The organism is Jiangella muralis (assembly GCF_001270745.1).
GTDB classification, from domain to species: domain Bacteria; phylum Actinomycetota; class Actinomycetes; order Jiangellales; family Jiangellaceae; genus Jiangella; species Jiangella muralis.
The window spans coordinates 208,275-231,270 of sequence record NZ_KQ434758.1; the positions used below are offsets into that span (position 1 = coordinate 208,275).

The following is a 22,996-nucleotide window of genomic DNA, read 5'->3' on the forward strand; positions in this document are numbered from 1 at the left end:
CCACCTCGGTCCCGTCCACCTCAGTGCCGTCCACCTCAGTGCCGTCCACCTCGGTCCCGTCCACCTCGGTCCCGTCCACCTCAGTGCCGTCCACCTCAGTGCCGTCCACCTCGACCTCGGTCTCGCCACCGTCATCAGCGGTGGTGTTGGGACCAACGGTCGACTCGGCGAGGGTGAGCACCGCCGCCGGGGCGTCGGGGAGCGCCGTCACCTCGATGGCGGCCACGCTGTACGGACCGTCCGACGCCCGCGCCTGGGCGCTGACCGGCGCCTCCTGGTCGTCCTGGATGTTGAGCTTGATCGACAGGATCGACGCGAGCAGGTCGCCGACCGGGGTCAGAGACTCCGCCAGCGAGCTGACCAGGCCGGCGACGGTCTCGCCGAGCGTGGTCAGCGGGCCGCCCTCGGCGAACACCGCGTCCTCGATCACGCCGCCGACCGTGCTGATCAGCGTGTCGAGCACGGGCGCGATCAGCGCCGAGATCAGGCCGACGACAACACCCGTGCTGTTGTTGACGAACGCCGCCTCGCCGGTGAGCACGTCACCCAGGGTGCCGGTGAGCTGCAGGTCCAGCGTGCCCGGCAGCAGCCCGCCGACCTCGGCGTAGATCTTCACGTCCAGCGTCGCCGCGTTCAACGCGTTCTCGACCGTGTCGACGATGTCCGTGACCAGCGTGTCCAGCAGGTTGCCGATCGTCTCCGCCAGCTGCGAGATCACCTCGGGGCTGAGCAGCTCGGTGTTCGGCGCCTGGTCGTTCAGGCCGCCGGCCAGCGTATCCAGGTCGACGACCAGCGTGCCCTCGGCCAGGTTCAGCTCGACGCCGGTGCCCTCGCCCAGCGGCGTGGCCAGCAGCTCCTCGACCGCGCCGGCGAGGTCGGTCTCCAGCGACACCGTGATGTCGGGGTTCTCGACGCCGGCGACAGCCAGCAGGTTGAGCAGCCCCTCGACGGTCGAGAGGGTCTGGGCGATGGTGCCCTCGGGCCCGGCCAGCCCGTTGACGACGTCGTCGACGGTGGCGACGGCGTCCTGGACCTGCGGCAGGAGATCGGCGAGCAGGGGAAGAGTCAGCTTCAGCTGACCGCCGGCGATCTCGTAGTCGCGGGTGACCTCGAACTCCTCACCGGACGGCGCCAGGTGCGCCTCCGACGAGATGGCGCCGAGCTCCAGCTCGAGGTCGGCGACGAGGTCGGTGAGGGCCTCGCCGAGCACGTCGGTGAGATCGAACGTCGCGTTGCCGGGGAACCCGGCCTCGGTGCCGGTGCCGACGCCGCCGTTGTCGGCGACCGCACCGGTGGCGGCGTGCGAGGCGCCGCCGTCCTCCGCCGACGCCCACTGGTTGACGGCGCCCAACTGGAGGAGGTCGCTCAGCGCCAGTTGCACGCCGCCGGGGACCGTCACGTTGAGGGTGTCGAGGATGGTGAGGTCGAGCGGGTTCGCCTCGGTGACCGGGTCGGGTGTGCCGAGGTTCTCGACCTCCACGCCGGCCAGTTCGGCGACGGCGTCGAGGTCCGTCCCGAGGATCTCGCCGCTGAGGAATCGCGCGGCCGAACGGGACTCGTCACCCTCGGCTGCCGATGCAGGAACCAACCATGCACCGACGGCGACTACCGGGGCTACTCCGGCTGCCAGGAGCGAAGCCGCTACCCGGCGCCGGCGATGTCTTTCCCAGGAAGTCATTCCTGCTCTCCTTGTGGTCGGGGACGTTGCCTCCGCGCCGTCCGCGTCGAACGCGCGGAACAAAGGGCGCGACCTAGGTCGAGGACCGGCCTGCTGACAGTGCGATATTACTGTCCCGACAAGGCGATTGACCTTCAGAATTGATGAATTACTCGTCCCCAGACGCGAAATGCTCTCGAACTATTCTTAGCGGAGAAAAAGGGACGGATCACGACCGACAGACCGGCGTCAATTCCGCCGATCCGGACAATCGTCCTGGCCTTTTTCTACGGGAACCGCCGGATTCCCGCGGTGCTTGAGAATTCGCGCGGGAACTCCCCCGGCGACGGCCAGATCGGGGATGGTCCCCCGGACGACGGCGTGCGCGGCGAGCACGCAGCCACGCCCGACGACGGCGCCGCGGAGCACCGTCACCTTGACCCCGAGCCAGCAGTCCGGCCCGATCCGCACCGGCGACTTGACGATCCCCTGGTCCTTGACCGGCGTCGCGAGGTCGTCGAAGCGGTGGTCGAAGTCGGTGACGTACACCCAGTCGGCCAGCAGCGTCCGGGCGCCGATCTCGATGTCCAGGTAGCAGGTGACGGTCGACGACGACCCGAGGACGGCCTTGTCGCCGACCCGCAGCGTCCCCTCGTGCGCGCTGAGCCGGGTGCCGTCGCCGATGTGCACCCACCGGCCGAGCAGCACGCGCCCGTACCCGCGCCGGCCGGAGACCCGCGCGCGCCGGCCGAGGAACACCATGCCCTCGGTGACCACCTCGGGGTGCAGCAGCCGCAGCCGCAGCAGCCGCGCGTACCTGACCAGGTACCACCACGTCCACGCCCGGTGCCGCAGCACCCACCGCAGCGACGACGGCGTCAGGTAGCGCGCCTGCCGGGGGGCGCGGGGACGGCGGAACGGCACCGCCTCACGGTATGTCATGACGGCCTGATCAGCCCGTTACGGCGCGGAGACGGCCGCGAAACACCCGGGGCGGAGCCTGGCCGGTATGAAGGACTCGGCTCACCTGTTCTCCGGCTCCGGCGTCACGACCCGGCTCCGCGACGGGCGCTCGGTCACCGTCCGGGCCGCCACGGCGCGCGACGCCGGTGACGTCAGCGCGATGCACCTGCGCTGCTCCACCGAGACCGTCCGGCACCGCTACCACTCCGTCCCGCCGATGACCGGGCGGTTCCTCGCCCAGCTCGTCGGCACCGAGATCGCGCTGGTGGCCGTGGCGCCGAACCGGGCGGTGGTGGCGCTCGCCAACCTCGGCCGCGACGACGGCGACGCCGGCGGCGCCGGCGAGCTGGCCGTCGTCGTTGAGGACCGCTGGCAGCGGGCCGGTCTCGGCGCGACACTGCTGGACCACCTGGTCGACATGGCCCGGCTGGTCGGCTACCACGAGGTCTACACCGTCGGGCTGCCCGGCAACCGCTGGTACCGCACGACGCTGGCCAGGCACGGCCGCACCCGGCTGGAGCGGTCGGACGGCTACGACGCGATGCGGCTGTCGCTGCGCTCGCCGCCGGACCGGCTCCCGGAGGAACTGGGCGCGTCGGCAGCAGCGTGACGAGCCGCTGGTGCTCTGCCGTCGGATGTGACCGCAGAGCACCATCGCGCGATCGAGGTCTGCCGTCGGATGTGACCGCAGAGCACCATCGCGCGATCGAGGTCTGCCACCAGATGCGACGGCAGAGCACCAGCGCCTCGTGCGGCCTCACCGGCGCCCGGCGGCGAGCTACTCCGGCCGGACCGCCGTGACCGACACGTTGTAGAACAGCTCGCTCGGCACCACCCGGGCCAGCACGCGGTCGGCCGCCGACAGCCGCAGCCAGCTCTTGTACGCGAACATCGCCCAGCCCCAGCCGAGCCGGTCGGGGTTGACGGCGTGCTCGAACGTGCGCACCGGCCAGCCGAACCAGGCCGCCGTCAGCTCCTCGGTGACGGCCCGGGTGTGGGTGAACCCTGCCCGGGTGACCAGCGCCGTCAGCGCGCCGGGGTCGAACGTGTGCAGGTCGACGACGGACTCCAGCGCGGCCGCGCGGGACGACTCGTCCAGCTCCTCCTGCGGCCGCGACCACGACCCGCGCAGCCCGGGCAGCCGGGTGGCCCGCGTCGCCGTCCACCAGGTGGCCCGCGACAGCGCCCGGGCGACGCGGTCGCCGTACTTCGTCGGCTCGCCGCAGATGACGACCCGCCCGCCGGGCCGCAGCACCCGCAGCATCTCGCGGAACGCCTGCTCGACGTCGGGCAGGTGGTGGATGACGGCGTGCCCGACGACGACGTCAAAGGTCTCGTCGTCGAACGGCAGCCGCTCGGCGTCGGCCACCTCGCCGGCGATCTCGAAGCCGAGCCCGCGGGCGTTGCGCCGGGCCGCCTCGACCATGCCCGGCGAGATGTCGGTGACGGTGACGTCGTCGAGCACGCCGGCCTGGCGCAGGTTCAGCGAGAAGAACCCGGTGCCGGCGCCGATCTCCAGCGCCCGCTCGTACGGCCAGCCGTCCGCGCCCGCGGCGGCGGTGAACCGGTCGCGCGCGTAGGAGACGCAGCGCTCGTCGAACGAGATCGACCACTTGTCGTCGTAGGTCTGCGCCTCCCAATCGTGGTAGAGCACCTGGGCCAGCTTGGTGTCGTTCCAGGCCCGCTCGACGTCCTCCGCCGACGCCGGCGGCCGCGCGTTCCCGCTCATCAGCGGCCCTCGAACGCGGCCTTGCCAGGGCCGTTCTCGATGAACGAGCGCATCCCGGTCGTGCGGTCCTCGGTCGCGAACAGCCCGGCGAACAGGTGCCGCTCGATCTCCAGCCCGGTGTCGAGGTCGGTGGACACCCCGCGGTCGATGGCCTCCTTGGCCGCCCGCAGCGCATACGCCGGGCCCGTCGCGAACCGCGCCGCCCACTTGACGGCGGCCGCGTACACGTCGCCGTCCACGACGCGGTCGACCAGCCCGATCGCCAGCGCCTCGTCGGCGCCGACCATGCGCCCGGTGTAGATGAGGTCCTTCGCCTTCGACGGGCCGATCAGCCGGGCCAGCCGCTGGGTGCCGCCGGCGCCGGGGATCAGCCCGAGCAGGATCTCCGGCTGGCCCAGCTTCGCGTCGGCCGCGGCGAAGCGCAGGTCGCAGGCGAGCGTCAGCTCACAGCCGCCGCCCAGCGCGTACCCGGTGACGGCGGCGACGGTCGGCTTCGGGATGCGGGCGATGGCGGTGAACGCGGCCTGCAGCTCGACCGACCGGTCGACCATGTCGGTGTAGGTCCAGCCGGCCATCTCCTTGATGTCCGCGCCGGCCGCGAACACCTTCTCGCCGCCGTAGACGACGACGGCGCGCACGTCCCGGCGCGACGTCGCCTCGACGGCGGCCGCCAGCAGGCCGTCCTGCATGGCGGCGTCCAGGGCGTTCATCGGCGGACGGTCCAGCCGGATCGTCCCGACGCCGTCCGCGACCTCCAGTCGCACCACGTTTTCGCTCATCCCGGCACCGTACCCGGCGGGCTCGTCACCTGGTGGAAGAGGTTCTTGCCGCAACCATGAGAAACAATGCCCCGCGTGGATGTCGCGATGGAGCCTTGGCCCGGTCACTGGACCCCGCTCGGAGCCACCTACGACGTGGCGGCCACGAACTTCGCCCTGTGGGCCCCCGACGCCGAGCGGGTCGAGGTCTGCCTGTTCGACGAGGACGACGCCGAGACGCGGCTGGTGCTGCCCAACCGGACGTTCGACATCTGGCACGGCGCGGTCCCCGGGGTGCGGCCCGGCCAGCGGTACGGATTCCGGGTGCACGGCCCGTGGGACCCGGCCACCGGCCGCCGCTTCAACCCGGCGAAGCTGCTCACCGACCCGTACGCCCGCGCCGTCGACGGCGCGCTGACCGCGCACCCGGCCCTCTACGGCCACGTCCGTCCGTCCATGGACGAGGGCGGCGACCACCACGTGCGCGACGACCGCGACTCCGCCCCGTACGTCCCGAAGTCCGTCGTCGTCGACCACCACCCGTTCGACTGGCGCGGCGACGCCCCGCCGCGGGTGCCGTGGGCCGAGACCGTCCTCTACGAGACGCACGTGCGCGGCTTCACCATGCGCCACCCGGACGTCCCCGCCGAACTGCGCGGCACCTACGCCGGGCTGGCCCACCCCGCGGCCATCGAGTACCTCACCAGCCTCGGCATCACGACCGTCGAGCTGCTGCCCGTCCACCAGTACGTCAGCGAGCCCGACTTCCTGCAACGCGGCTCGCTGAACTACTGGGGCTACAACACGCTGGCGTTCTTCGCGCCGCACAACGCGTACTCGTCGGCGGGCACCCGGGGCGAGCAGGTCGACGAGTTCAAGGCGATGGTCCGCGCGCTGCACGAGGCCGGGCTCGAGGTGATCCTCGACGTCGTCTACAACCACACGGCCGAGCAGGGCGACGGCGGCCCGACGCTGGCCTACCGCGGCATCGCGAACGAGGCGTACTACCACGTCGACCCGGCGGACCCGTCCCGCTACCTCGACTACACCGGCACCGGCAACACCTTCCGGGTCGCGCACCCGCAGGTGCTCGGGCTGGTCATGGACTCGCTGCGGTACTGGGTCGGCGAGATGCACGTCGACGGGTTCCGCTTCGACCTCGCGTCGGCGCTGGCCCGCTCGATGCACGACGTCGACATGCTCGGCTCGTTCATGACGGTCATCGGGCAGGACCCGGTGCTGCGCGAGGTGAAGCTGATCGCCGAGCCGTGGGACGTCGGGCCCGGCGGCTACCAGGTCGGCGAGTTCCCGCACCTGTGGACCGAGTGGAACGACCGCTACCGCGACTCCGTCCGCGACCACTGGCGCGGCGCCGCGGCCGGCGTCCGCGACCTCGCGTTCCGGCTCTCCGGCTCGTCCGACCTGTACGCCGACGACCGCCGCCGCCCGTACGCGTCCATCAACTACGTCACCGCGCACGACGGCTTCACCATGCGCGACCTCGTCTCCTACGACCGCAAGCACAACGAGGCCAACGGCGAGGAGAACCGCGACGGGACGGACGACAACCGGTCCTGGAACCACGGGGTCGAGGGCGACCCGGTGCCGCCGGACCCGGCGCTGCGCGAGCTGCGGCTGCGTCAGGTGAAGAACATGCTGACCACGATGCTGCTGTCGACCGGCGTGCCCATGCTGCTCTCCGGCGACGAGGGCGGGCGCACGCAGCGCGGCAACAACAACGCGTACTGCCAGGACAACGAGGTCAGCTGGATCGACTGGTCGCTGGCCGCCGAGCACCCGGAGCTGCTCGAGCACGTCCGCCGGCTGCTGCGGTTCCGCCGTGCCCACCCCGTCGTGCGGCAGCGCCGGTTCTTCGAGGGCGTGCCGGTCGTCGACGGCGGCCGCAAGGACATCGCGTGGTTCGCCCCGTCGGGTGCGGAGATGACCGAGGCCGAGTGGCACGACGGGTCACTGCGCACGCTCGGCATGTACCTGAACGGCGAGGGCATCCGGTCACGCGGCGTGCGCGGCGAGCCGATCCTGGACGAGTCGTTCCTGCTGTACGTCCACGCCGGCGCCGACCCCATCGACGTGCGGCTGCCCGGCCGGTTCTGGGCGGCGTCGTACGAGGTGGTGCTCGACACCGCCGCGGCCACGGCCGAGGGCCGGCGGCACCGCGCGGCCGGCCGGGTGCGGCTGACCGGGCGGTCCTGTCTGCTGCTGCGCGTGATCGACTGAATCCCCGCGGCCGGTTCGGCCGTACCACTGATATGAACACTTCGCTGCACACCGGGTCCCGGCGGCTCCGCCTGATCGGCGTGGCCGCGGCGGCCCTGCTCGCACTGAGCGCCTGCGGCTCGGACGACTCGTCGTCCGGCGACACCGCTACCCAGACGACGGACGGGATCGTCGGAACCCTGGAGATCTCGGACTTCGGCACCGTCCTCACCGACGCCGACGGCAACACGCTCTACACGACCGACGCCGAGGCCGACGGCACCATTCACTGCGTCGACGGCTGCGAGGACTTCTGGCCGCCGGTCGCCGCCACCTCGTCCGACGTACCGTCCGGGGTGTCCGGCGTGTCCGGCACCTTCGCCGTGGCCGACCGCCCGGACGGCTCGCAGCAACTCACCCTCGACGGCAAGCCGCTGTACACCTTCTCCGAGGACTCCGGGCCCGGCTCCTTCACCGGCGACGGCTTCGAGGACGACTTCCAGGGCACCCACTTCGTGTGGCACGCCGTCACCACCGACGGCTCCGCCCCGTCCAGCTCCGACACCGGCGGCGGCTACACCTACTGATGGTTGCGGGATCCGGGTAGCCAGAGCGACCCGGATCCCTCAACCACCGGCGAGGTACGCGGCCTCGATCTCCCGCAGCACCGCCTGTGGCTCGCCGCGCAGCCGCGTCGGCGACACCGGCAGCACCCGCCAGCCCAGCGCTGCGTAGCGTGCCCGTCGCTCCTCGGTGCGCCGGGGCGCGTCGCCGAAACCGTGGAAGCTCTGCGAGTCGACCTCGACCACCAGCCGGGCCTGCGGCCAGCAGGCGTCCGGCACGATCCCTCGGTGGCCCGGCAGCACCTGGTTCCACCGCGGTTCAGGCAGCAGCCGGCTGGTGAGCACGAGGTCCCGTAGCTCGCACTCCGGCGCCGACCGGCAGCCGGCCTCGATGTCCTTGATCCCTTGCCGGGCCAGGGCGCCGCCGCGCCGCGGCGCGGCGTCCACCTCGGTCCGCAGCTCGGCCACCGTCGCGCGACGGCGCTGGACCACTTCACACATGAGTGCCCGGGCGTCGCGCAATGCCAGCGGCCGCCGGGCATGGACGACTGTGTCCACCACGGCGCGCGCCGGCGGCGCCAGAACGACCACGCCGGCGCTCGGTACCATCCCATCGAGGACCAGCTCGAGCGGCGGCCCCGAGCGGCGCAGTTCCCGGAACCGTGCGTCGTCGATGCACCGCCTCGGCTCGGGCAGGTGCGAGGTACGGATGACCCGGACAAAGCCCACGTTCCCGCGATCGTGCCGGTAGTCCAGCAGGGCATCCACCGTCGCCGTCGGATCAGGCCCATACCGCAGCCCCCACCACCGGCACGCCCACGGACCCGTGACCATGCCCCCGGCGCCGACGACGAGTTCCGCGGTGCGAAGCCGGTGGATGTCCTGCAGCGGACCGGTGAAGGTCGCGTAGACACCGGGCACGACGCGCTGCCAGGGCCCGCCCGGCCGGACGGCATGCCGCAGCGCACCGATCGACATGCCCGCCGCCAGCGCCTGGGTCCGGGTGATCAACCCGTCCTGCGCGGCGGCGATCCGGAACACGTTCACGCGAGCCACACGAGCGAGCCTGCTCCACGCTGCGGGCCGGCGGAAGTGGGCTCGGGCGATCTGTGGACAACGCCCGAAGATGGTTGAGGGATCCGGGTTGCCAGGGCGACCCGGATCCCTCAACCATCACTCCGGCAGCGCAGCCAAACCCAGCTCGCTGCCATCCGAGAGCAGGGGGTGGTGGGGGACGACGCGGACGGTGTAGCCGAACGCGCCGGTGCGGTCGAGCTCGACCTCGCCGTCGAAGCGGTAGGCGCCGTCGTCCTGCCGCTCGCTCAGCGTCATCGGCGTGACGGCGGGTTCGCGCAGCGTGTCGGCGTCGTCGACCGGGCCGTGGACGACCTGGACGTCGACGTCGTCGGGGGTGAGCGGGCCGAGGGTGACGAAGGCGTGCAGCCGCAGCGTCTGGCCGCGCTCGAAGGTGTCGGCGGTGGTGGTCTCGACGTGGCCGACGCGGACGTGCGGCCAGGCGGCGCGGACCTGCTCCTTCCAGTCCGCCAGCGAGACCGCGCCGTCGAAGTCGGCGTTCAGGGAGCGGCTGGCCTGCGCCGCCGGCCGGTACAGCTGCTCGACGTAGTCGCGGACCATGCGGGTGGCCTGCACCTTCGGGCCGAGCGTGGTGAGGGTGTGGCGCAGCTGGTCGACCCAGCGGCGCGGGACGTCCTCGCCGTCGACGTCGTAGAAGCGGGGCGCGATCTCGTTCTCCAGCAGCTCGTAGAGCGCCGTCGCCTCGAGCTCGTCGCGGTAGGACGGGTCGTCGACGCCCTCGGCGGACGGGATGTCCCAGCCGTTGACGCCGTCGGACCACTCGTCCCACCAGCCGTCGCGGATGGACAGGTTCAACCCGGCGTTGAGCGCCGCCTTCATGCCGGACGTGCCGCACGCCTCGTACGGGCGCAGCGGGTTGTTCAGCCACACGTCGCAGCCGGGGTAGAGGTCCTGCGCCATGCCGATGCCGTAGTCGGGCAGGAACACGATGCGGTGCCGGATCTCGGGGTCGTCGGCGAAGCGGACCATCTCCTGGATCATCCGCTTGCCGCCGTCGTCGGCCGGGTGCGCCTTGCCGGCGATGACGAACTGGACCGGACGCTCCGGGTGCAGCAGCAGCGCCTTGAGCCGGGCGGGGTCGCGCAGCATCAGCGTGAGCCGCTTGTACGACGGCACCCGGCGGGCGAACCCGATGGTGAGGACGCCGGGGTCGAGGACGTCGTCGATCCAGCCCAGTTCGGCGGCGCCGGAGCCGCGGCCGTGCCAGGAGTCGCGCAGCCGCCGCCGGGCCGACGCGACCAGCCGGGCCCGCAACGTCCGCTTCGCCGACCACAGGTCGGCGTCGGAGACGGTGGCCGTGGCGGCCGTCCAGCCGCCGCCGGCGACGGCCTTCTCCTCCAGCCGCAGGATCTCCGGCGCCACCCACGTCGGCGCGTGCACGCCGTTGGTGATCGAGCTGATCGGCACCTCGCGCTCGTCGAACGACGGCCACAGCCCGGCGAACATGCCGCGGCTGACCTCGCCGTGCAGGGTGCTGACGCCGTTGGCGCGGGCGGCCAGCCGCAGCCCCATGACGGCCATGTTGAAGAAGGACGGGTCGCCGCCCTCGTAGTCCTCGGCGCCAAGCGCCAGGATCTGCTCGACGGACAGGCTCGGGCTGGCGTTGTCGCCGCCGAAGTGCTGCTTCACGAGGTCGACGGGGAAGCGGTCGATGCCGGCGGGCACCGGCGTGTGCGTGGTGAACACGGTGCCGGCCCGGGTGAACTCGAGCGCCGCCTCGTACGTCAGCCCGCGCTCCTCGACCAGCTCGCGGATGCGCTCGAGGCCGAGGAAGCCGGCGTGCCCCTCGTTGGTGTGGAACACCTCCGGCGCCGGCGCGCCGGTGATGCGGCAGTACGCGCGGACCGCCCGCACGCCGCCGACGCCCAGCAGCATCTCCTGCAGCAGCCGGTGCTCGCGGCTGCCGCCGTACAACCGGTCGGTGACGTCGCGCTCGACCGGGCCGTTGTCGTCGATGTAGGAGTCGAGCAGCAGCAGCGGCACCCGGCCGACCTGCGCCACCCAGACGGCCGCCGTCAGCACCCGCCCGCCCGGCATGCCGACGGTGACCTGCGCCGGCGTGCCGTCGGCCTCGCGCAGCCGCACCAGCGGCAGGTTGTCGGGGTCGACGACGGGGTACCGCTCCTGCTGCCAGCCCTCGCGCGACAGCGACTGCACGAAATACCCGTGCCGGTACAGCAGCCCGACGCCGATGATCGGCACACCGAGGTCGCTGGCCGCCTTCAGGTGGTCGCCGGCCAGGATGCCCAGGCCGCCGGAGTACTGCGGCAGCACGCGGGTGATGCCGAACTCGGGCGAGAAGTACGCGACGCCGCGCGGCGCGGCGCCGTCGTGGTCCTGGTACCAGCGCGCCTCGGTCAGGTACTGCTGGAGGTCGTCGTGGGCTGCCTGGACCAGCCCCAGGAACGCGGGGTCGGCGGCCAGCTCGGCCAGCCGCTCCGGCCGCACCTCACCGAGCAGCCGCACGGGGTCGTGCCCGACCTCGGCCCACAGCTCCGGGTCGACGGCCGCGAACAGCTCCTGCGTCGGCTGGTGCCACGACCACCGCAGATTCGTGACGAGTTCGCCGAGCGCGGCCAGCGGCTCGGGGAGGACGGTTCGGACCATGAGTCGTCGGATCGCACGCACGCGGATAACGCTAGTGCCTGACTGTTACATGGGCCTTACCGGCGGACCAGCGGACGGCGACCTGGCCGCCGTCCGCTCGTGCCGTTCGGAACCTCAGTACACCGGTTGCGTCTGAGGATTGAACTCGTCGTACCGGTTGCCCTTGGCCAGCGCGACCCTCGGGTCCCTGATGTTGAAGACGTCGAAGCCGCGCTGGATCTCGTTGGAGTAGACGTAGCCGTTGTAGTAGTACGTCGACCACGCGCCGCCGAGGATCAGCCGGTCGGCGTCGAGCGGTCCGCGGTCGAACCAGGCGATCTCGGTCGGGTTGTACGGGTCGGTGAAGTCGAACACCGAGATGCCGCCCTGGTACCACGCCTGGACGAAGATGTCCTTGCCCGGCACCGGGATCAGCGAGCCGTTGTGCGCCACGCAGTTCTCCGTGTTCGCCTGCTCGCGCGGGATCTTGTAGTACGACGCGAACTCCAGCGAGTCGCCGTCCCACGTGTAGATGGCGTTGGCGCCGCGGACCGGTCCGATGGTCGGGTTGCAGGTGGGACCGCCGCCACCGCCCAGCTCGTCGGTGAAGATGATCGACGTGCCGTCGTTGTTGAACGTCGCCGAGTGCCAGAAGGCGAAGTTCGCGTCGCGCACCTGGTCGAGGATCACCGGGTCGAGCGGGTCGGTGATGTCCATGACGATGCCGTCACCCATGCATGCGCCGGCGGCCAGGCCGAGGTCCGGGTAGGCGGTGATGTCGTGGCAGCCGCTGGTGTTGCGGCCCTGGTTGGCGGCGTCCGGGAAGAGCACCGGCTCGGCCGCGACGTGCGCCGACTCCGGGTCGTCCAGCGGGACGTCGATGATCGAGATCTTGTCGTGCGGCGGCTGGCAGTCGGCCAGTCCGCTGTTCGGGCCGTACGACGAGACGTAGATGTAGACGCTGTCGTCACCCGGCACCAGCGTGTGCGTGTGCGAACCGCACGTGGTCTCGACGGACGAGACGTAGTGCGGGTTGCGCGGGTCGCTGATGTCGAAGATCTTCATGCCCTCCCAGTAGTCCCGGCCGGCCGTGTCGCCGACGCTCGGCAGGTTCGTCGCGCTGCACGAGTCGTCGGTCCAGCGGGAGTCGGTGGACAGGAAGAGCAGGTCGCCGTAGACGGAGATGTCGTTCTGCGAGCCGGGGCAGAGCACCTGCGACACCAGCTGGGGCTTGCGCGGGTTGCGGATGTCGTAGACCGTGAAGCCCTCGTAGTTGCCGGCGAACGCGTACGTGCCCTGGAACGCCAGGTCGGAGTTGAACGCGCCCTCGGCGCTGAACGCGCCGCCCTTCGGCAGGTTCGTCTCCAGGCTCATGTTCGGGGAACTGGCGACGCCGCCGACCGGCAGGATGTCCGACGCCGCCTGGGCGTCCGCGATCTCGGCCTCGGTGAGGCAGTTCTCCTCGAAGTTGTCGCCGGCGCCCTCGAGCGCTTCGGCGTTGGCACATTCCTCGCCGGACGAGTCCCGCAGGAGCTCACCGTCGTCGGCGGCGGAGGTCCCGATGGCGCCGAGGGCCAGGCCGCTGCTCACCAGGGCGACCACGGATAGACCGGCCGCCCTCCTTCTCCATCGATGTCCGATCATGCGCACACCTCACCGGGGTAGAGAGGACGGGGCCGATCAAGGTCAGGGCCGCACAATAACGGCAATCAACCAGATTGGCCATACTTCTGTCACAATCCTGCGAAACCTCGACGTGTCCGGTTCCTGACACTCTTCGGCTGGCGCGGATTCGGCCGTACGCTGGCCCGATCCGTCCCCGGCCGGCTGGAGGAACGATGCGCCGCGCGACCCTCGGCACCACGACGGCGGCGATGGTCGCCGCCCTGCTCGCGCTGGCCGGTTGCAGCGGCGACGACGACGGTGGCCGCGGCGCCGCGCCGAGCACGTCCACCGTGACCGCCGACTCGCGGGTGATCCAGCCGGGCCGCCCGGGCGAGACGGCGGACGTGATCGAGCCGGGCGAGGACGTCGAGATCGTCGACGGCGGCCACAGCGAGACCGACGTCCGGTTCGTCGAGCAGATGATCCCGCACCACCGTCAGGCCGTCACGATGGCCGAGCTGGCCGTGGACCGTGCGCAGGACGAGCGCGTCCTGCTGGTCGCCGACCGGATCATCGCCGCGCAGGGCCCGGAGATCGCCGTCCTGGAGGGCTGGCTGACGGAGCGGGAGCTGCCGGTACCGGCCGCCGGCACCGAGCACGACCACGGCCTGCCCGGCATGATCACGCCGCTGCAGCTGGAGCAGCTGGGCAACATCAGCGGCGCGGAGTTCGACGAGTTGTTCCTCACCTACATGAGCCAGCACCACGCCGGCGCCATCGACATGGCCGCCGCCGAGCTGAACGGCGGCGTCAACCAGCTCGTGCTGGAGATGGCGAGTGACGTGAGCGTCGAGCAGGGCATCGAGATCGACCGCATGCGGGAGATCCTGGACAGCCTCTGAACACCCCGGACGAGGCGGTTTGCCCGCATCGAGGTGGGTATGAAGAATGGCTCAGCGGGCGGGCCGACGCCCGCATCGACACGTCGTCACGAGAGGTAACGTGCGTACCGCCTCTACCATCGAATGGTGCCGGCCATGAGCGAGACGCAGCAGGGCTGGGTCCTGCCCGCCCGCGGCACCGACCCCGAATGGTTCAAGCGTGCCGTCTTCTACGAGGTCCTGGTGCGGTCGTTCTACGACTCCCAGGGCGACGGCATCGGCGACCTCCAGGGGCTCACCCGCAAGCTCGACTACCTGCAGTGGCTGGGCGTCGACTGCCTGTGGCTGCCGCCGTTCTTCCCGTCGCCGCTGCGCGACGGCGGGTACGACGTCGCCGCCTACATGGACGTCGCGCCCGAGTTCGGCACGCTGGAGGACTTCTCCCAGTTCGTCGACGCCGCGCACAGCCGGGGCATGCGGGTCATGACCGACCTCGTCATGAACCACACCAGCGACCAGCACGCGTGGTTCCAGGCCTCCCGCGAGGACCCCGACGGCCCCTACGGCGACTTCTACGTGTGGGCCGACGACGACACCGGCTACCCGGACGTCCGGATCATCTTCAACGACACCGAGACGTCCAACTGGACCTACGACCCGGTGCGCCGGCAGTACTTCTGGCACCGCTTCTTCAGTCACCAGCCCGACCTCAACTTCGAGAACCCGGCCGTGCACGAGGCGATGCTCGACGTCGTCCGGTTCTGGCTGCGCCTGGGGGTCGACGGCTTCCGGCTCGACGCCGTCACGTACCTCTACGAGAAGGAGGGCACCAACGGCGAGAGCCTGCCCGAGACGCACGCCTTCCTGAAGAAGGTGCGCAAGGTGATGGACGACGAGTTCCCCGACACCGTGCTGCTGTGCGAGGCCAACCAGTGGCCCAGCGAGATGGTCGAGTACTTCGGCGACCCCGAGGTCGGCGGCGACGAGTGCCACATGGCGTTCAACTTCCCCGTCATGCCGCGCATCTTCATGGCGGTGCGGCGCGAGTCGCGCTACCCGATCAGCGAGATCATGGCGCAGACGCCGCAGATCCCGTCCGGCTGCCAGTGGGGCGTGTTCCTGCGCAACCACGACGAGCTGACGCTCGAGATGGTCACCGACGAGGAACGCGACTACATGTGGTCCGAGTACGCGAAGGACCCGCGGATGAAGGCCAACCTGGGCATCCGCCGGCGACTGGCGCCGCTGCTCGAGAACGACATGAACCAGATGCGGCTGTTCAACGCGCTGCTGCTGTCGCTGCCCGGCTCGCCGGTGCTCTACTACGGCGACGAGATCGGCATGGGCGACAACATCTGGCTGGGCGACCGCGACGCCGTCCGCACCCCCATGCAGTGGACGCCCGACCGCAACGCCGGCTTCTCCACCGCCGACCCGGGCCGGCTGGACCTCCCGGTCGTCATGGACGCCGTCTACGGCTACCAGGTCACCAACGTCGAGTCGCAGCTGGCGAACAAGTCGTCGCTGCTGCACTGGACCCAGCGCATGGTCGAGGTGCGCAAGCAGAACCCGGCGTTCGGCCTGGGCGACTTCGTCGACCTCGGCGGGTCGAACCCGACGGTGCTCACCTACGTGCGCACGTTCGGCGACGACATCGTGCTGTGCGTCAACAACCTGTCCCGGTTCCCGCAGCCGGTCGAGCTGGACCTGCGCCAGTACGAGGGCATGCAGCCGGTCGAGCTGATCGGCAGCGTGCGGTTCCCCGCCATCGGCGAGCTGCCGTACCTGCTGACGCTCGGCTCGCACGGGTTCTACTGGTTCCGGCTGGCCCGGCTGCCGGAGGAGTCGATGCCGTGACGGTCGACGAACGGTTGTCCGAGGCGGTGGCGCTGCTGCCCGAGTGGCTGCCGCACCAGCACTGGTTCACCGGCGCACGGTCCGCGCCGCTCGGGGTCCGCCCGGTGGCGGCCACGCTGCTGCACGACGGCGAGCCGCGGGTGTGGCACCTGCTGGCCGAGGTCACGCACGCCGACGGCGCCGACGTCTACCAGGTGCCGTTGTCGGTGCACAGCCAGCGCGCCGAGCGCCTCGACCACGTCCACCTCGGCCACACCGCCGACGGCCACGTCTACGACGCGCTGCACGACAAGGAGGCGACGGCGGCGCTGCTGGACCACTTCGCCGCCGACGCGCCCGCAACGGCGGGGCTGCGCTTCCACGTCAAGCCCGACGTCGAGGTGCCGTACGGCGAGCCGTCGCTGGTGCTGCCCGGCGAGCACCACAACACCAGCCTGGCCTACGGCAACGCGGCACTGCTCAAGGTGTTCCGCCGGGTCGACCCGGGCCTGAACCCCGACGTCGAGCTGAACGAGGCGCTCACCGACGCCGGCTCCACGCTGGTCGCGCCCTTCCTGGGCTGGGTCGACGGCGACTGGCCCGGCGCCGACGGGCCGGTATCGGGCAGCCTGGCGATGCTGCGCGGCTTCCTGACCACGGCGTCCGACGGCTGGGCGCTGGCCACCGCGAGCGTGCGCGACCTCTACGCCGAGGGCGACCTGCACGCCGACGAGGTGGGCGGCGACTTCGCGGCCGAGTCGTACCGCCTGGGCATGGCGACGGCGCGGGTGCACGAGACGCTGGCCGAGGTGCTGCCCACCGGCACTATGGCGCCGTCCGGCCTGAACCAGCTGGCCGACGCGATGGCCCGCCGGCTCGACACCGCCGTCGCGACGGTGCCCGAGCTGGAGCCGTTCGCCGCCGGGCTGCGGTCGCACTACGACGTGCTGCGCGAGCACACCGACGCGGTCGCCGTCCAGCGCGTCCACGGCGGCTACCACCTGGGGCAGGTGCTGCGCACCGTGCTGGGCTGGAAGCTGATCGACTTCGAGGGCGAGCTGATGGCGCCTGCGGCCGAGCGCAGGGCCATGCACTCCCCCGTCCGCGACGTCGCGCAACTGCTGCGCTCGTTCGACTACGCGGCCCGGCACCTGCTGATCACCGACCACCCGCCGGACGACCCCGCGCACGACCAGCTGGCCTACCGCGCGCACGAGTGGACGCAGCGCAACAGCGAGGCGTTCTGCAACGGCTACGCGTCGGCGGCGGTCCTCGACCCGCGCGACGAGCCGGAGCTGCTGACCGCCTACGAGACCGACACCGCGGTCTACGAGGTGGTCTTCGAAGCCCGGCGACGGCCCAGCTGGCTGCCGATCCCACTGGCCGCGGTGGAACGGCTGGCGCGCTCCGGCTAGCTCCGGGGTACCCTCTTCTCCGGGCACCTGACCTCGAAGGAGCGTGGATGACGGAGTACGTGTCCGTCCACCCGGACCGGTTGCGTGATCTCGCTCGCAAGCTGCAGGCGGCTGCGGGCACCGTGCGTGAGAAGACCCCTACCATCGTCGATGGCATCAGCGGCTGGGACGGGTCGTTCAGCGGGGCGAAACTGGACGCGCTGGCCGACTGGCTCGACAACCAGTGGGGGCCGATGTTCGACCGCGCCGACCTCGCCACCACCGCCGCCAACCAACCGGCGTACTCCACGCCGGGCAACAGGCTGTACGCCGTGCCGTGGGACGTCACCCAGCAGGACCTCGCCGAAGAGGGCGCCCAGGACGCGCGCGACCTCTCCTTGGCGATGAACAGCGAAGACGCGACCATTCGCGACGAGGCGCAGCGCGAGGCCGCCGAGGCCATGGAGGCGCACGCCGACGATCCCGCCTATCTGCAGGCGTTCTACAACAACGGCGGCGCCGAGGTCATCACCACGATGAACCGGCAGATCGCCGAGCAGGGCGTGCCGCCGTCGGACAAGAACCAGAACCGGCTGCGGCTGTTCGCCACCGGCGTCGCGGCGGTGAGCCGGTTCTCCGAGACCGGCGAGGTCACGCTCACCGAGGGCGCGCTCGACCCGCTGAGCTCGGTCGACAACACGCTCCAGAACGGCATCATGATGATGTACGGGCCGGGCGGCGACCAGTACGGTTCGGCGTTCCTGCGCACCGTCGCCGACAACGCCCTGCAGTGGCGCGAGGACAACGACCCGCCGCGGCCGCATTACAGCGCGCCGATGACCACCGCCGGCGGCTACGTGCCCGGCGGGTACGTCCAGAACGACGACGACTGGTGGACCCGCATCGGCATCGACGTCGACTACCTCGACAACAATGCCGAGGACGCCGCCAACGGCATGGAGTTGATGCAGCAGTTCGACCCCGTCAACTCCATCCTGAACCGCACCGGGGAGAACCCGGAGGCCAGCCGGCAGCTGCTCAGCGGCGACGACGGCCTCGAGAACGCCCAGCGGCTGGTCGACTACGACTGGCAGTCGCCCGGCGCGGTCCAGCACGACGACAGCGGCCCGGCGGCGACGGTGCTGATCGCGGCCACCCAGGACCGCGGCCCGGAGGAGGGCCAGGAGTCCGCGCAGGCGGCGGCGAACATCTTCCAGGCCGGTTACGAACTCAGCAAGCGCGACCGCGACGATTACGACAAGGAGCAGCTCCCGCAGTTGCCGTCGTCGCTGGCCGAGGCGATGGCGGTCGTCGGGTCCACGTACGCGCCCGACATGGCCGCCTCGACCGGTGAGCCCAACGCGACCATCAACGAGGTGGTCCGCGACGGCAACGGCTTCTACGTCTCCACCAACACCGTCGTCATGAACGGCTTCATGAAGGCGTTCATGACCGACCCGGAGGCCGCGGGGGCCTTCCGGGGCGCCGTCCAGGCACAGATGGAGGTGTCGGCCCAGCTGTTGTCGACCAACCAGTCCGACAACCCCGACCTGCTGCGCCAGTTCGGGTTCCTCAACGGCATGGTGTCGGTCGCCTTCGCCGACCAGGACTTCACCGAGGCCGAGGCGCGCGACGCCGCGAACAAGCAGAACCAGATCTACTTCGACGTCACCAAGGACTTCCTCGAGGCCATCCCGATCGCCGGCGAGTCGGCCGACTTCATGCGCTCGGTGGCCACCGCCATCGGCGGCTCGCAGAAGGAGAACCTGTTCCCGACCGACGGCACGCAGCAGGTCGAGAGCGACATCCAGTACCAGATGACCACCGACATCGCCGACATGCGCACCTACGTCGCGCAGGGCTTCATGAACTCGGGGGTCTACGCGCCGCCGGCCGACGCGTCGTACGTGCACGACGGCAAGATCGCGCCGAGCAACGACCAGGAGTGGGCCGAGTTCAACCGGTGGTGGAGCAGCCTGCCGGCCGAGTACGCGAACATCGCCAACGGCGCGCCCGACGGCTTCCGCGACGCCACCACCGTGTTCGCCCCCAACGACGACCGCTTCTCGGAACCGAAGTAGGAGCCCGCCATGCCCATTCCGTACGTGCAGGAATGCAGTGAATCGATGGGGGTCGTCCGCGGTGCGGCGACCGACATCGAGGAGGCCATCCAGGCCGTCCGCGACCTCCTCGGCGCCGAGACGTGGAAGGGTCCCCAGGCCACCAGCTGGGAGACCGACTTCGACGGCTTCGCCACCGAGGCGACCAACAGCCTCGGCACGCCGCTCGACGAGGCCATCCAGCAGTGCCGCGACAACGCCTCCAAGTGGCAGGCCGAGAGCGCGGGGACCGGCGCGAACTGACGTTCCCGCCCGCCGCCGGATCGGTCCGGCGGCGGGCGCGCCGGTGTCAGACGGCGGGCAGCGGCAGCTGCAGCACGCTGCTGCAGAGGTCGTCGAGCACGATCAGGCGGTCCTGCCACACCGTCAGCCCGGCCACGTAGCCCAGCCGGGCGTCCGTCGCGGCGACGTCGGCGTTGTCGCAGTCGGGACCGTCGCCGGACGCTGCTCCGGCGGCCAGCACGTCGACACCGTCGGCGCTGACGTGCAGGACGGCGCCGCCGCGGCTGCCGGGGACGCCGGTGCCGACGAAGAGCCCGTCGCCGCCGTCGCCGGTGACGGCCGTGACACTCTGCCCGGCCAGCTCGGCGGGGATCGCCCAGGGCGTGCGGCCGGTCTCGGTCAGCGACTCGTCCAGCACCACCAGATCGGTCGCGGTGAGGACCGTGACTCCGGTGGCGGTGCGGGCGCTGGCGATGACGCCCTCGACCGGCGGCTCCACCTGCTCCACCCCGGTGGGGTCGTCGACGCCGCCCTCGACCGTCCACCAGGTGCCCGCCCACTGCACCTGGACGCCGTCGGGGAGGTCGAGCAGAGCGGAGACGGGGACGTTCTCGACCTGGTCGGTCAGCGTCGCCACCTCGGTGAACTCGCCGTCGTCGAGGCCGATGGTGCCCAGCCGGGCCTCGGCGTTGTCGTCGACCAGCGCGAGCAGGCCGTCGGCGCCGGCCAGCGCCGTCACCGGCACCGACCACGGGTCGCCGTCGTCGTCGGTCAGCGGCCGGGCGAGGCCGTCGGACGAGAGCCCGAACAGGCCGCGCCGCCACTGGCTGCCGACGAGGTCGCCGCCGGAACCCGGCACGAGGAAGACCGGCTGCTCGAGCCGGGTGTCCGGGACGGCCTGCGCCTCGGTCAGGGGGTCGCCGCTGCCGTCGCCCATGATCCTGGTGAGCCGGCCGTCCTGGAGCGCGGGCAGCCCCGACGGCGTCGGGCTGGGGTCGTCGTCGTCGCCACCACCGCCACCGCCGTCGCAGGCCGCCGCCGTCAGCAGGACCGCGGCCAGGATCGCCGTCACTCTCACAGCTCGCACGAGGCCCAACGCTACCGGGCCCGGCGGCCGACAGGCCCACCCCGGCGCGCCACCGGGGCGAGATCACTGGGTGGGATCACTGTGCGTGCCGGGTGGCGTCGCTGTTGCCAGAGCAACAGTGATTCACCCCACCCGACGCAGTGAACTCACACAGTGGCGTTGGGGATCGCGCAAAGGGACGCGCCGGCCACCGTTGGCGGTACTGGGCCGTCCTCGACTCCCGGAGCCGTCTTCGATAGCGGGAGTCGGCTGCCTGGAACGACTCGGGCCGGCCGCCGAGCTCGCCGCTGCCCGCGTGTCCGAAGTGATCATGGGTCGCCTGTACTGACCCGCGAGGCCGATAGGCTCGGCGGATGATCGACGCGCGGCGACTCCTGGGTGAGGTCGACCTCCACCTCATCGGTGAGGGCCGGCACGAGCGGCTCTGGGACGTGCTGGGAGCCCGGGTCACCACCTTCGACGGCGTCGCGGGCACCGCGTTCACCGTGTGGGCGCCGAACGCTCGGCTGGTGCAGGTGGCCGGCGAGTTCAACGGCTGGGACGGCGGACGGCACACCATGGCCCGCGTGGGCGGCGGCGTGTGGGCGCTGTTCGTGCCGGGCGTCGGCGACGGCGCGCTGTACAAGTTCAAGGTGCACGGCGCCGACGGCAGTTGGCGCGACAAGGCCGACCCGATGGCGTTCCGCACCGAGGTGCCGCCGGCGCAGGCGTCGATCGTGCACGAGTCGCGCTACGAGTGGAACGACGAGGTGTGGCTGGCGGGCCGGCCCACGTCGGCGCACGCGCACCCGATGTCGGTGTACGAGGTGCACCTGGGGTCGTGGCGGCGCGGCCGCACGTACCGCGAGCTGGCCGTCGAGCTGGCGTCGTACGTCACGGAGCTGGGCTTCACGCACGTCGAGCTGCTGCCGGTCGCCGAGCACCCGTTCGGCGGATCGTGGGGCTACCAGGTCACGTCGTACTACGCGCCGACGGCACGGTTCGGCCACCCCGACGACTTCAAGTTCCTCGTCGACACCCTGCACCGGGCCGGCATCGGCGTGCTGCTCGACTGGGTGCCGGCGCACTTCCCGCGCGACGACTGGGCGCTGGCCCGGTTCGACGGCACCCCGCTCTACGAGCACCCCGACCCGCGCCGCGGCGAGCACCCCGACTGGGGCACCTACGTCTTCGACTTCGGCCGTCCCGAGGTGCGCAACTTCCTCGTCGCCAACGCCCTGTACTGGCTGACCGAGTACCACATCGACGGCCTGCGCGTCGACGCCGTCGCGTCCATGCTGTACCTCGACTACTCAAGGGCAGACGGCGCGTGGCTGCCGAACGCGCACGGCGGCCGCGAGAACCTCGACGCCATCGCGTTCCTGCAGGAGACCAACGCCACCGCGTACCGGTCGGTGCCGGGCATCGTCTCCGTCGCCGAAGAGTCCACCGCCTGGCCCGGCGTCACCCGTCCCACCCATCTCGGCGGCCTCGGGTTCGGGCTGAAGTGGAACATGGGCTGGATGCACGATTCGCTGGCCTACCTGTCCCGCGACCCGATCCACCGGCAGTACCACCACCATCAGCTGACGTTCTCGATGATGTACGCGTTCAGCGAGAACTTCGTCCTCCCCCTCTCCCACGACGAGGTCGTGCACGGGAAGGGGTCGCTGCTCGGCAAGCTGCCCGGCGACCGGTGGCAGCAGCTGGCCACCCTGCGCGCGTTCTACGCCTACATGTGGGCGCACCCGGGCAAGCAGCTGCTGTTCATGGGCGGCGAGCTGGCCCAGGAGACGGAGTGGGCCGAGGGCCGCGAGCTCGAGTGGTGGCTGCTCGACCGCCCGGCGCACGCGGGTGTGCAGCGGCTGGTCGCCGACCTCAACCGGGCCTACCGGGCGGCGCCGGAGCTGTGGGCGCTCGACTCCGACCCGGCCGGCTTCGAGTGGATCGACGCCAACGACGCCACCGGCAACGTGTTCTCGTTCCTGCGCCACGGCCCCGGCGGCGAGCTGCTGGTGTGCGTCGCGAACTTCAACGCGCGGCCACACGAGGGCTACCGGCTGGGGCTGCCGCACGCGGGACCGTGGCAGGAGGTGCTGAACACCGACGCCTCGCTCTACGGCGGGTCGGACGTCGGCAACCTCGGCGAGGTCGTCGCCGTCGACGAGCCCTGGCACGGCCGGCCCGCCTCCGCCCGGCTGCGGGTGCCACCGCTCGGCACGCTCTGGCTCCGCCCCTCCGGCGCGGGGACGTGATGGGTGGCGGTTTGCTGGCGCTATAGCCCCAGCAAACCGCCACTCACGG

General features: G+C 71.4%; 17 protein-coding genes. 9 read left to right on the forward strand and 8 right to left on the reverse strand.

What is annotated here, in order from left to right:
- The coding region (locus tag ACW62_RS15910; protein ID WP_053205091.1) for a choice-of-anchor G family protein at positions 1-1,588 on the reverse strand (1,588 nt) is incomplete at its 3' end.
- 318 nt (positions 1,589-1,906) lie between these two features.
- Complete coding sequence (locus ACW62_RS15915; protein WP_053205092.1) at positions 1,907-2,599, reverse strand: acyltransferase; 693 nt, start codon at positions 2,597-2,599, stop codon at positions 1,907-1,909.
- Positions 2,600-2,666: 67 nt separating this feature from the next.
- On the opposite strand from ACW62_RS15915, the gene ACW62_RS15920 reads away from it, so the two are divergent.
- The gene (locus tag ACW62_RS15920; protein ID WP_053205093.1) at positions 2,667-3,230 is read left to right on the forward strand and encodes a GNAT family N-acetyltransferase; all 564 of its coding nucleotides are present in this window, start codon (positions 2,667-2,669) and stop codon (positions 3,228-3,230) included.
- Positions 3,231-3,398: 168 nt separating this feature from the next.
- Here the strand turns inward: ACW62_RS15920 and ACW62_RS15925 are convergent, their stop codons facing one another.
- The gene (locus ACW62_RS15925) at positions 3,399-4,349 is read right to left on the reverse strand and encodes a class I SAM-dependent methyltransferase (protein WP_053205094.1); all 951 of its coding nucleotides are present in this window, start codon (positions 4,347-4,349) and stop codon (positions 3,399-3,401) included.
- Positions 4,349-5,128 (reverse strand): enoyl-CoA hydratase/isomerase family protein, encoded by a 780-nt coding sequence (locus ACW62_RS15930; RefSeq protein WP_053205095.1) that lies wholly within the window; start codon positions 5,126-5,128, stop codon positions 4,349-4,351. Before ACW62_RS15930 ends, ACW62_RS15925 begins: the two co-directional genes overlap by 1 nt.
- A gap of 66 nt (positions 5,129-5,194) precedes the next feature.
- On the opposite strand from ACW62_RS15930, the gene glgX reads away from it, so the two are divergent.
- Positions 5,195-7,345, forward strand: a complete 2,151-nt coding sequence (gene glgX, locus ACW62_RS15935; protein WP_053205096.1) for a glycogen debranching protein GlgX — start codon at positions 5,195-5,197, stop codon at positions 7,343-7,345.
- A gap of 32 nt (positions 7,346-7,377) precedes the next feature.
- Positions 7,378-7,911: a COG4315 family predicted lipoprotein gene (locus ACW62_RS15940; protein ID WP_053205097.1), complete on the forward strand. Its 534-nt coding sequence runs from the start codon at positions 7,378-7,380 to the stop codon at positions 7,909-7,911.
- Positions 7,912-7,950: 39 nt separating this feature from the next.
- On the opposite strand, the gene ACW62_RS15945 is transcribed toward ACW62_RS15940, so the two are convergent.
- The 3 genes from ACW62_RS15945 to ACW62_RS15955 all read right to left on the reverse strand — a co-directional run bounded on the left by ACW62_RS15945 (position 7,951) and on the right by ACW62_RS15955 (position 13,212).
- On the reverse strand, positions 7,951-8,943 hold the full coding sequence (locus tag ACW62_RS15945) for a PDDEXK family nuclease (RefSeq protein WP_157574791.1): 993 nt from the start codon (positions 8,941-8,943) through the stop codon (positions 7,951-7,953).
- A 117-nt stretch (positions 8,944-9,060) separates the two neighbouring features.
- Complete coding sequence (glgP, locus tag ACW62_RS15950; RefSeq protein ID WP_053205099.1) at positions 9,061-11,610, reverse strand: alpha-glucan family phosphorylase; 2,550 nt, start codon at positions 11,608-11,610, stop codon at positions 9,061-9,063.
- A 93-nt stretch (positions 11,611-11,703) separates the two neighbouring features.
- Complete coding sequence (locus ACW62_RS15955) at positions 11,704-13,212, reverse strand: LVIVD repeat-containing protein (RefSeq protein WP_083459815.1); 1,509 nt, start codon at positions 13,210-13,212, stop codon at positions 11,704-11,706.
- 194 nt (positions 13,213-13,406) lie between these two features.
- On the opposite strand from ACW62_RS15955, the gene ACW62_RS15960 reads away from it, so the two are divergent.
- From ACW62_RS15960 to ACW62_RS15980, 5 genes are all read left to right on the forward strand, one after another.
- Entirely contained in the window at positions 13,407-14,075 is a 669-nt protein-coding gene (locus ACW62_RS15960; RefSeq protein WP_053205100.1) for a DUF305 domain-containing protein, read from the forward strand.
- 135 nt (positions 14,076-14,210) lie between these two features.
- Positions 14,211-15,911 carry a maltose alpha-D-glucosyltransferase gene (treS, locus tag ACW62_RS15965; protein WP_083459834.1) on the forward strand — a complete coding sequence of 567 codons (1,701 nt, stop codon included), beginning with the start codon at positions 14,211-14,213 and terminating at the stop codon, positions 15,909-15,911.
- Complete coding sequence (locus tag ACW62_RS15970; protein ID WP_205629386.1) at positions 15,908-17,305, forward strand: maltokinase N-terminal cap-like domain-containing protein; 1,398 nt, start codon at positions 15,908-15,910, stop codon at positions 17,303-17,305. The genes treS and ACW62_RS15970 overlap by 4 nt, the downstream gene beginning before the upstream one ends.
- A 47-nt stretch (positions 17,306-17,352) precedes the next feature.
- Positions 17,353-19,365 carry a hypothetical protein gene (locus ACW62_RS15975; protein ID WP_053205102.1) on the forward strand — a complete coding sequence of 671 codons (2,013 nt, stop codon included), beginning with the start codon at positions 17,353-17,355 and terminating at the stop codon, positions 19,363-19,365.
- A gap of 9 nt (positions 19,366-19,374) precedes the next feature.
- Positions 19,375-19,647: a hypothetical protein gene (locus ACW62_RS15980; RefSeq protein ID WP_157574792.1), complete on the forward strand. Its 273-nt coding sequence runs from the start codon at positions 19,375-19,377 to the stop codon at positions 19,645-19,647.
- Positions 19,648-19,693: 46 nt separating this feature from the next.
- Here ACW62_RS15980 and ACW62_RS15985 read toward each other — a convergent pair whose 3' ends face one another.
- The gene (locus ACW62_RS15985) at positions 19,694-20,713 is read right to left on the reverse strand and encodes a hypothetical protein (protein ID WP_157574793.1); all 1,020 of its coding nucleotides are present in this window, start codon (positions 20,711-20,713) and stop codon (positions 19,694-19,696) included.
- A 353-nt stretch (positions 20,714-21,066) separates the two neighbouring features.
- Here ACW62_RS15985 and glgB point away from each other — a divergent pair, with 353 nt between their 5' ends.
- Positions 21,067-22,947 (forward strand): 1,4-alpha-glucan branching protein GlgB, encoded by a 1,881-nt coding sequence (gene glgB / locus ACW62_RS15990; protein WP_083459816.1) that lies wholly within the window; start codon positions 21,067-21,069, stop codon positions 22,945-22,947.
- Positions 22,948-22,996 lie beyond the last annotated feature (49 nt).